The 9,447-nt window shown below is 66.8% G+C and carries 10 protein-coding genes; 1 reads left to right on the top strand and 9 read right to left on the bottom strand.

The features are described from left to right. The 4 genes from ACLP4W_RS04810 to pdxS form a co-directional block, all read right to left on the bottom strand. Positions 1-633 (bottom strand): YebC/PmpR family DNA-binding transcriptional regulator (locus tag ACLP4W_RS04810; RefSeq protein WP_442384640.1); only part of this gene is annotated, 633 nt, incomplete at its 3' end. Between the two features lie 118 nt (positions 634-751). Beyond that, on the bottom strand, positions 752-1,348 hold the full coding sequence (gene pdxT / locus ACLP4W_RS04805; protein ID WP_442384638.1) for a pyridoxal 5'-phosphate synthase glutaminase subunit PdxT: 597 nt from the start codon (positions 1,346-1,348) through the stop codon (positions 752-754). Positions 1,349-1,355: 7 nt separating this feature from the next. Beyond that, on the bottom strand, positions 1,356-2,201 hold the full coding sequence (tesB, locus tag ACLP4W_RS04800; protein WP_442384636.1) for an acyl-CoA thioesterase II: 846 nt from the start codon (positions 2,199-2,201) through the stop codon (positions 1,356-1,358). A gap of 42 nt (positions 2,202-2,243) precedes the next feature. After that, positions 2,244-3,155, bottom strand: a complete 912-nt coding sequence (pdxS, locus tag ACLP4W_RS04795; protein WP_442384634.1) for a pyridoxal 5'-phosphate synthase lyase subunit PdxS — start codon at positions 3,153-3,155, stop codon at positions 2,244-2,246. Between the two features lie 151 nt (positions 3,156-3,306). On the opposite strand from pdxS, the gene ACLP4W_RS04790 reads away from it, so the two are divergent. Continuing rightward, positions 3,307-5,058 carry a PE-PPE domain-containing protein gene (locus ACLP4W_RS04790; protein WP_442384632.1) on the top strand — a complete coding sequence of 584 codons (1,752 nt, stop codon included), beginning with the start codon at positions 3,307-3,309 and terminating at the stop codon, positions 5,056-5,058. Between the two features lie 31 nt (positions 5,059-5,089). Here the strand turns inward: ACLP4W_RS04790 and ACLP4W_RS04785 are convergent, their stop codons facing one another. The 5 genes from ACLP4W_RS04785 to ACLP4W_RS04765 are packed head-to-tail and all read right to left on the bottom strand — an operon-like array spanning position 5,090 to position 9,445. Further along, positions 5,090-6,142 (bottom strand): NUDIX hydrolase, encoded by a 1,053-nt coding sequence (locus tag ACLP4W_RS04785; protein ID WP_442384629.1) that lies wholly within the window; start codon positions 6,140-6,142, stop codon positions 5,090-5,092. Further along, entirely contained in the window at positions 6,142-7,266 is a 1,125-nt protein-coding gene (locus ACLP4W_RS04780; protein WP_442384627.1) for a glycosyltransferase family 4 protein, read from the bottom strand. Before ACLP4W_RS04780 ends, ACLP4W_RS04785 begins: the two co-directional genes overlap by 1 nt. Beyond that, a complete protein-coding gene (locus tag ACLP4W_RS04775) occupies positions 7,266-8,207 on the bottom strand; it encodes a phosphatidylinositol mannoside acyltransferase (RefSeq protein ID WP_442384625.1) in 942 nt (313 codons plus the stop codon). Before ACLP4W_RS04775 ends, ACLP4W_RS04780 begins: the two co-directional genes overlap by 1 nt. Beyond that, positions 8,204-8,863 carry a phosphatidylinositol phosphate synthase gene (gene pgsA / locus ACLP4W_RS04770; RefSeq protein WP_442384623.1) on the bottom strand — a complete coding sequence of 220 codons (660 nt, stop codon included), beginning with the start codon at positions 8,861-8,863 and terminating at the stop codon, positions 8,204-8,206. The genes ACLP4W_RS04775 and pgsA overlap by 4 nt, the downstream gene beginning before the upstream one ends. A 9-nt stretch (positions 8,864-8,872) precedes the next feature. Then, positions 8,873-9,445, bottom strand: a complete 573-nt coding sequence (locus tag ACLP4W_RS04765; RefSeq protein WP_442384621.1) for an HIT family protein — start codon at positions 9,443-9,445, stop codon at positions 8,873-8,875. Positions 9,446-9,447 lie beyond the last annotated feature (2 nt).

Here is a 9,447-nt window from a genome sequence, read left to right as displayed (position 1 = left end):
GTCGACGGGCACGCTGACCGACGGCTGAAAACTGGCCTCGGCTGACTCGTAGTCGATGCCGGCGTCCTGCAACGCGGTGCGCACCGCGACCAGATCGCCCGGCTCGGAGATGATTTCGAAGCTGTCGCCGAGATCGCTGACGTCCTCGGCACCGGCATCCAGCACCGCCGTCAGCACATCATCCTCGGTCAGGCCGTTCTTTTCCAGGGTGACCATGCCCTTGCGCGAGAAGAGGTAGGCGACCGATCCCGGATCGGCCATGGTGCCGCCGTTGCGCGTCATCGCCACCCGCACCTCACTGGCGGCGCGGTTGCGATTGTCGGTCAGGCACTCGATCAGCACCGCGACGCCGTTGGGCGCGTAGCCCTCGTAGGTGATGGTCTGCCAATCGGCGCCACCGGCCTCCTCGCCGGCGCCGCGCTTGCGGGCGCGTTCGATGTTCTCGTTGGGCACCGAGCTCTTCTTCGCCTTTTGTATCGCGTCGTACAGCGTCGGGTTGCCCCCTGGGTCACCGCCACCGACGCGGGCCGCGACCTCGATGTTCTTGATCAACCGCGCGAACATCTTGCCGCGGCGAGCGTCGACGACGGCCTTCTTGTGCTTGGTGGTGGCCCACTTGGAATGGCCGCTCATAGAAGTCCTATCTCGCTCTTTCTCTTTCTTGGCCAGACGAGTCTACGTGGGCCGCCGAGTGTGGGCCCTAGGTACGTGACCGGCCTGGAATTCGTCCATAGGCCCCACGCTCGGCGGCTCAGCTTTGTCCATTGACGATGTCGACGAACAACTGGTGGATGCGGCGGTCGCCGGTCATCTCCGGGTGAAATGCCGTCGCAAGCGCCGAGCCCTGCCGCACCGCAACGATGTGGTCCGCGGCGCGCGCCAGCACCTGCACGCCGTCACCGGTCCGCTCGACCCAGGGTGCGCGGATGAACACCGCACGCACCGGATCGTCGAGGCCCGCGAACGCGATATCGCCTTCAAACGAGTCGACCTGGCGCCCAAAAGCGTTGCGGCGCACCGTCATATCGATCGCCCGCAGTGGCAGCGCCTGCCGCCCGCCCACTCCGGCGTCGAGGATCTCGCTGGCCAGCAGGATCATGCCGGCACACGCGCCGTAGGCCGGAAGCCCCTCGGCCAGCCGCCCCCGCAACGGCTCGAGCAAATCGAGGTCGAGCAGCAGGTGGCTCATCGTGGTGGATTCGCCGCCGGGGATGACCAGCCCGTCCACCGCCTCGAGCTCACTGCGGCGGCGCACCGGCATCGATTCGGCTCCGGCTTCGCGCAACGCTGCCAGGTGCTCACGGGTGTCGCCTTGCAGCGCCAAGACCCCGATCTTCGGCGCGCTCACAACATGATCATTGCTGCTGGCGCTGGTATCCGCGCGCGAAGCGGGTCAGACCCTCCTGCATGACCGCCGCGACCATCTCGCCGTACTGGTTGAAGATCTTGCCCTGGCAGAGCGAGCGACCGCCGCAGGCGGACGGCGAAGACTGGTCGTAGAGCAACCATTCGTCGGCCCGAAACGCCCGCATGAACCACATCGCGTGATCCAGCGACGCCACCTGTAGATGCTCGCGCTCGTCGAGGTGGTTGACCTGCGCCGATCCCAACAGCGTGAGGTCGCTCATGTAGGCCAGCGCGCAGATGTGCAGCACCGGGTCGTCGGGCAGCGGATCGCGGTGGCGGAACCACACCTGCTGCTGAGAAGCCTTGCCGGGCAGACGCTGCAGCTCTTCCTGCGGCACGATGCGCACGTCCCATTCCTCGAACTGACGGAATCCGGCCTCTTCGAACACCTTGAAGGTCTGCAATCCGGGCAGGTCGTCGGGCGGCGGCGCCACGGGCATCGCGTCCTGGTGGTTGATGCCTTCCTGGTCGGTCTGGAAGGACGCCGACATCGAGAAGATGGTTTTGCCGTGCTGGACGGCGCTGACCCGCCTAGTGCAGAAGGAACCGCCGTCGCGGAGGCGTTCGACGAGAAAAACCGTGGGCGCCTTGGCATCTCCGGGCCGCAGAAAGTAGCCGTGCAGCGAGTGCACCAGGAACTCAGGGTCTACGGTGCGCACCGCCGAGACCAGCGACTGACCCGCGACATGGCCACCGAACGTTCGCTGCATAAAACCCGATTCCGGGCTGAAGACGCTTCCGCGGTAGATGTTGACCTCGAGTTGCTCGAGATCAAGGATCTGCTCGATCGCCACGCTAGGTTCGTCTGCTCTTCGCGCAAGCGCTCATCGCAATTCCTACCAGCCTCGCTGGGCCAGGCGATGGGGCTGGGCGACCTGCTCCACGTTGATGCCCACCATCGGCTCGCCCAGCCCGCGCGAAACCTTGGCCAGCACATCGGGGTCGTCATAGAACGTGGTGGCCTTGACGATCGCGGCGGCCCGGTGCTCGGGGGCGCCGGACTTGAAGATGCCCGATCCCACGAAGACCCCCTCGGCGCCGAGTTGCATCATCATCGCCGCATCGGCGGGAGTGGCGATACCGCCCGCAGTGAACAGCGTGACCGGCAGCTTGCCCGCCCGGGCGACCTCGACGACGAGCTCGTAGGGCGCTTGCAATTCCTTTGCCGCCACGTACAACTCGTCCTCGGGCAATGACGTCAGCCGGCGTATCTCGGCGCCGATCGCCCGCATGTGCGCGGTCGCGTTGGAGACGTCACCGGTGCCGGCCTCGCCCTTGGAGCGGATCATGGCCGCACCCTCGCCGATGCGTCGCAGCGCCTCGCCCAGGTTGGTCGCCCCGCACACGAAGGGCACGGTGAACTTCCACTTGTCGATGTGGTGGGTGTAGTCGGCGGGGGTCAGCACCTCGGACTCGTCGACGTAGTCCACGCCGAGGCTCTGCAGGATCTGCGCTTCGACGAAATGCCCGATGCGTGCTTTGGCCATGACCGGGATGGTCACCGCGGCGATGATGCCCTCGATCATGTCCGGGTCGCTCATCCGCGAGACCCCGCCGTGGGCGCGGATGTCGGCAGGCACCCGTTCCAGCGCCATCACGGCTACCGCGCCGGCGCCCTCCGCGATCCGGGCCTGCTCCGGGGTGACGACATCCATGATGACGCCGCCTTTGAGCATCTCCGCCATGCCGCGCTTGACCCGCGCCGTTCCCGTCTGGTTGGCCTGGCTCGACTGTGCGGCGCTGTCCACTGCTCTCCTTCACCCGATTAATTCGGGCACCAGTCTAGTGGTGTCCAACAAACGAGTTTTTCCAGGAAACCCCAAGCTCCTGCCGGGCATGTCATAGGGTCTTTGACAACGGTCGTGGCTACCGAGAAGGCCAACTGAAGGAAACATAGCGATGAATTTCGCCGTGTTGCCGCCGGAAACGAATTCGGCGCTCATGGTCGCCGGTGCGGGCCAGGGCCCGCTGCTGGCGGCGGCCGTGGCGTGGGATGGTTTGGCCGAGGAGTTTCACACTGCGGCAGGCTCGTTCGCGTCGGTGACCTCTGAGCTGGCCGATAAGGCCTGGCAGGGCCCGGCAGCTTTGGCGATGACACGCGTGGCCGGCCCGTATGTGACGTGGCTCAGCGCGGCGGCGGGTCGGGCTGAGCAGGCCGCCGCCCAGGCCCGGTTAGCGGCGAGCGCCTTCGAGGCGGCGTTGGCGGCCACCGTGCATCCGATAGTGGTGGCCGCCAACCGGACTCGGCTGGTGTCGCTGGTTGAATCCAACCTACTGGGCCAGAACGCCCCGGCGATCGCGGCCACCGAGGCCGAATATGAGCAGATCTGGGCACAGGACGTGGCCGCGATGTCGGGCTATCACGTCGGCGTTTCAGAGGCGGTCGCGCGATTGACACCGTGGCAGGAGCTGCTGCAGAACCTGCGGGTCCAGCTGGGCAGCGCCTACGCCGCCTCTGGGCTGCCGGCAATAGGCCTGGATTTGAACGCCGGCACCTTCAGTGTGGGCAACGGAAACGTTGGTGTCGACAACATCGGCAACGGAAACATCGGGAACGGAAACATCGGCGTCGGGAACTCAGGTAACGGAAACATCGGCATCGACAACGTCGGAAACTGGAACATCGGCATCGGGAACACCGGCAACAGACTTATCGGCTTCGGGATCCCCGGTAACGGCAACGTCGGCGTCCTGCTCATCAACGAAAACCAGGTGGGTGGGGGCAGCCCGACGGAAACCGCGTTGATCATGAGCGGCACCGGTTTGAGCCCGCTACCTACGCGCGTCGAAATAACAACTGCCGAGGAGTTCATCACCCTCACTTACTCGACGTACACCGCGCAGTTCGTGGTAACGCCCGAGAAGCTTTTTCCATTGACCGGGCTGAACAGCCTGACCTTCGATGCGTCGGTGGCCCAGGGCGTCACGAACCTGAATGCCGCGATCATGGCGCAACATGCCGCGGGAAACCCCACCGTCGTCTTCGGCGTCTCCCAAAGCGCCACGGTAGCCACCCTGGAAATGCGCTATCTCGAAACCCTGCCGGCCGGTCTACGGCCGGGACCGGACCAGTTGTCCTTTGTGCTGATTGGTAATCCCGACCGGCCCGACGGCGGCTTCCTCGCGCGTATCCCCGGTGTCTCCATACCGTTTCTGGGTTTCACGACTTTCGGCGCGACTCCCACCAACGCCTACCCCACCATCGATTACGCGGTCCAATACGACGGTGCCGCCGACTTCCCGCAGTACCCCATCGATATCTTCGCGGACGCCAACGCCATCGCGGGCCTCTTTTTCGTGCACCCCGCGTATGACGCTCTGACGCCGACCCAAATTGCGTCAGGTGTGGTCGAGCCGGTGTCTCCGGGAGATACCGAGACGACCTACATCCTCATTCCCACGCAGAATCTGCCGCTGCTGGACCCGCTACGTGCCATTCCCTTGGTGGGAAACCCGATGGCCGACCTTGTCCAGCAGGACTTGCGGGTGCTCGTCGAGTTGGGCTACGACCGCACCGCCTATCAGGATGTGCCGACGCCTTTCGGACTGTTCCCGAACATCGATCCGGCCACGGTCGCCGCCGAGCTGCAGCAGGGGGCCGTGCAAGGCGTCAACAACGCACTGGCCGATGTGTTCCCCGGACTTCCCTGAGGCTCCTCTAACGACACCCACGGTGTGCAGGTCAGCGGATGGGTTGAGGCGCACCGGCGGCGGCATCGTTGTCGAGGGCGGCGTCGGCCAGCGTGTTGGCCGCGGGCAACAACTCGCCCAGTTGCAGCGGGTACACGTGCTCGCCGGCCGCGGTGAGCTCGGCGATGTCGTTCGAGTCACACCAGCGGGCCCCGTGGATGTAGCGGTGTTCCAACTCGGTCCGTCCCGCGATGGACGGCTCGAACCGCCGCGTGCGGAAGACCAGGTAGAACTCCTCACTATCGATCAGCGAGCCGTTGAACTCGAAGACCTCGTCGCGGCGCCAGACGGGCCCGATCATGTCGGCCGGCGCGACCCGTAGACCGGTTTCCTCGGCCAGCTCCCGCGCCGCGGCCTCGGCCAACCGCTCGCCGTGCCGCACTTCGCCCCCCACGGTGAACCACCACCTCGGCGCGGTGACGTCTGTGATTGCCGGATCCGACCCGCACAGCAGCAGCACCGCCCCGGTGTCGTCGAGCAGGACCACCCGCGCCGAGGTGCGGTGGTTGAGCACACCCCGGTCGCCGTGCGCCAGCGCGTGCGGTCGCTCGACTATTTCGAAATAGCTTGGCAGCGCGGCGGTTCCGCCGAGCCGAAGGGTACGCACCAGGAATCGCTCACGCAGCGCAAGGGTGTCGCGAACCGCGTCGTTGTGGAATCGGCGGGCCAGCAACACGCGGGCCTCGGCGTCGGCCAACTCGGCGATCAGGCCCGTCGGCAACGACGCCGGATCGACCATCGCCAGCGCGGCCGAAAGCTCGTTCTCCGCGTTCTCGCGCGCGTGCCGGGGCGCGCCCTCCGCGGCGTCGGCCAGCGCCACCAGCCGCCCTCCCTCCCGGGCTTTGGAGGCCGCACCATAAGCGTCGATCGCGACGGCACGCGCCACCACCGCGCGCCGTGCGAGTGCGCTGTCCAGCGCCTGCCAGGACAGGTCGTAGCGGACGTGCAGCCGGTCCAGCCGGTTGGCGATCCGATATGCCCAGGCGCCGCCCGCGGTGACGACCAGCGCCACCAATATCAACACGGCGACGATCAGCCATGTCATCAGCTGGCCACCTGGACCTTGGCGCCCGACCCGGCGACCGTCTCGTATACCCGGATGATCTGGCTGGCCACCACGGACCAGTCGTAGCGGTGGACCGCCGCCGAGCCGGCCGCCGCATAGCGTTCGCGCAGGACGTCGTTCTCCAGCACCTCGACGAGCGCATCGGCCAGCGCGGCGCCGTCGTCGACCGGCACCAGCCGCCCGACCTCACCGTCGTGCAATACGCGCCGAAACGCGTCCAGGTCGCTGGCCACCACCGGAGTGCCGGCGGCCATCGCCTCGACGAGGACGATGCCGAAGCTCTCCCCTCCGACATTGGGCGCGCAGTAGACGTCGGCGCTGCGCATCGCCGACGCCTTCGCGGCGTCGTCCACCTGACCCAGAAAGCACATGTGCTGCGCCAATCCGCCCGCCTGCCTGCGCAATTCGTCCTCATCGCCGTGGCCGACGATGAGCAGTTGCACGTCGGCAAAACGCTCGACGACGCGTGGCAGCGCGTCGAGCAGCACCGACATGCCCTTGCGAGGCTCATGGTAGCGGCCCAGGAACAACACCGTCTTGCCCGGCCGCGGGTACCCGTCCAGGCGCGGTGCCGAGGCGAACGAATCGACGTCGACTCCGTTGGGGATCTCCACCGCGTCGGTTCCCAGCGCCTCCATCTGCCAGCGCCGGGCCAGGTCGGACACCGCGATCCGGCCGACGATCTTCTCGTGCATCGGCCGCAATATCCCCTGGAAGACCGTCAGGGTCAGGGATTTGGTGGTCGACGTGTGAAACGTCGCCACGATCGGCCCCTCGGCTATGTTCAGGGCCAGCATCGACAGGCTCGGCGCATTGGGCTCGTGCAGGTGCAGCACATCGAAATCACCGTCGGCAAGCCACTTTTTGACCTTGCGGTGGGTAGCCGGGCCGAACCGCAGCCGGGCCACCGACCCGTTGTAGGGAATGGGGACGGCCTTTCCGGCCGAGACGACGTAGTCGGGCAGCGAGGCGTGCGGCGAAGCCGGCGCGAGCACACTGACCTCGTGCCCGCGGGCGCGCATCACCTCGGCCAGTTGCAGGACGTGCGACTGAACCCCGCCCGGCACGTCGAACGAGTAGGGACATACCATCCCGATCCGCATCAGGTTTCCCTCAGCCGGGCCTGTAGGGCCCGTCTTTCAGTGGACAGATCGGCCAGCCACTGCGGCTGCAGCATGTGCCAGTCCTCGGGGTGGCCGGCGATGTTCTTGGCGAACTGATCGGCCAGCGCCTGGGTGATGGCACCGACGTCACCGCTGGTGGTATCCAGAGCCGGTTGCATCCAAACGCGCCAGCCTTGGGCTTCATGGTCTTCGAACCAGCAGTGCGCCGGCAGCAGGGCGGCTCCGGTCTGGATCGCGAGCTTCGCCGGTCCGGCCGGCATCCGGGTGGGTTCGCCGAAGAACTCGACCTGGACACCGGTGCGGGTGAGGTCGCGCTCGGCCATCAGGCATACCACCCGGTTGTCCCGCAGCCGGTCACACAACACCTCGAAGGGGGTGTGTTCTCCCCCCGACAGCGGTAGCACTTCGAAACCGAGGCTTTCCCGGTAGTGGATGAAACGCCGATACAGCGCCTCGGGTTTGAGGCGCTCCGCGACGGTGGTGAAGGTGCCATAGGTGTGCGCCAGCCATACCCCGGCCATGTCCCAGTTGCCGCTGTGCGGCAACGCGAACACCGCCCCGCGGCCCGCGGCCAGCGCCGCATCCAGATTCTCTAGCCCCAAAATCGAGTCGTGCAGCTGGCGGGCCAGCGTGGGGAGGTCCATCGTCGGCAGCCGAAACGCCTCCCGCCAATAGCGGGCGTAGGAGGCGAGCGAGGCGCGCATCAGCGCGTCCGGCACGTCGGCCGGCGGCACACCGATGACGCGGGCCAGGTTCTTGCGCAGCTGGTCCGGCCCGCCACGCCGTGCCGCATAACGCGCTCCGGCGTCAAATGCTCTGCGTGCGGCGAATTCCGGCATCGCCCGCACGGCCATCCAGCCGGCCGCGTACGTCCAGTCCGTCGCGGTACGGGTCACCAGGCCCGGCCGGGTGAGGATCACAGCTCACTCGTTCCCAGATTTCCGGGGTCGATGGGATCGCTGGCCCCGGGCGAGGTCCGCACCCTATGCAACCGCTGCGCGCAGGTCAGCAGGCTGGCCGCCGCCAGCAGCCACATCGCCACCGGCAGCGCCCACGGCAACGGGTACACCGGAAAATCCGACAGCCCGGCGCCGGCCAGCACGATGATCAGCCGCTCCGGCCGCTCGATGAGGCCGCCGTCACCACGCAGCCCGCTGGCTTCGGCCCGGGCCTTGATGTAGGAGATCACCTGCGAGGTGACCAGGCAGATCAGGGTCGCCACCACCAGCAGCCGATCCCGCAGGCCGAACGCTATCCACCAGAGCAGCCCGCAGAACACCGCGCCGTCGCTGATGCGATCACACGCAGCGTCCAGCACCGCGCCAAACCGGGTGCCGCCGCCCCTTTCCCGGGCCATCGCGCCGTCGAGCATGTCGAAGAGCACGAAAAACGAGACCACCAGCCCGCCGACGAACAGCTTGCCCATCGGGAAAAGCGTCAAAGCCCCCGCCACCGCCACGACGGCGCCCAGAATCGTGACGGCGTCCGGGGTCAGTCCCACCCGCAGCAATGCCCTGGCGGTCGGAGCGGTGAGCCGCGCGAACGCCGCCCGGGACAGGAACGGCGCTTTACTCATGAGCGCCGCTCACGGCTGTTTCGCCCACTCGGTGGCCAGCAGCTGGCGAGTCTCGCGCAGCAACTGCGGGATCACCTTGGACCCGCCGATGATGGTGATGAAGTTCGCGTCGCCACCCCAGCGCGGCACGACGTGCACGTGCAAGTGCTCGGCCAGCGATCCCCCCGCCGAGGTTCCCAAGTTCAGGCCGACGTTGAAGCCGTGCGGCCGCGACACGTTCTTTATGACGCGAATCGCCTTCTGGGTGAAGGCCATCAACTCCGCGCTCTCCGCATCAGTCAGGTCCTCGAGCTCAGAGACCCGCCGGTAGGGCACCACCATGAGGTGCCCGGGGTTGTAGGGGTAGAGGTTGAGCACGACGTAGACGAGTTCGCCACGAGCGACCACCAGGCCCTCTTCGTCAGACAGTTGCGGAATGTCGGTGAACGGCTGCTCGGGCTTGCCGTTGTCCTGCTTCATCGGCGCTTCGGCCAGGTAGTTCATCCGGTACGGCGTCCACAACCGCTGCAGCTGGTCGCGCTGGCCGACACCTCTGTCGAGGATTGTGTCGTCGGTGTCGCGTGCGCGTTCTTCTTCGCTCACAG

The organism is Mycobacterium sp., from assembly GCF_052145595.1.
Lineage (GTDB): Bacteria > Actinomycetota > Actinomycetes > Mycobacteriales > Mycobacteriaceae > Mycobacterium.
This window is presented reverse-complemented; position numbering and strand designations above follow the sequence as displayed.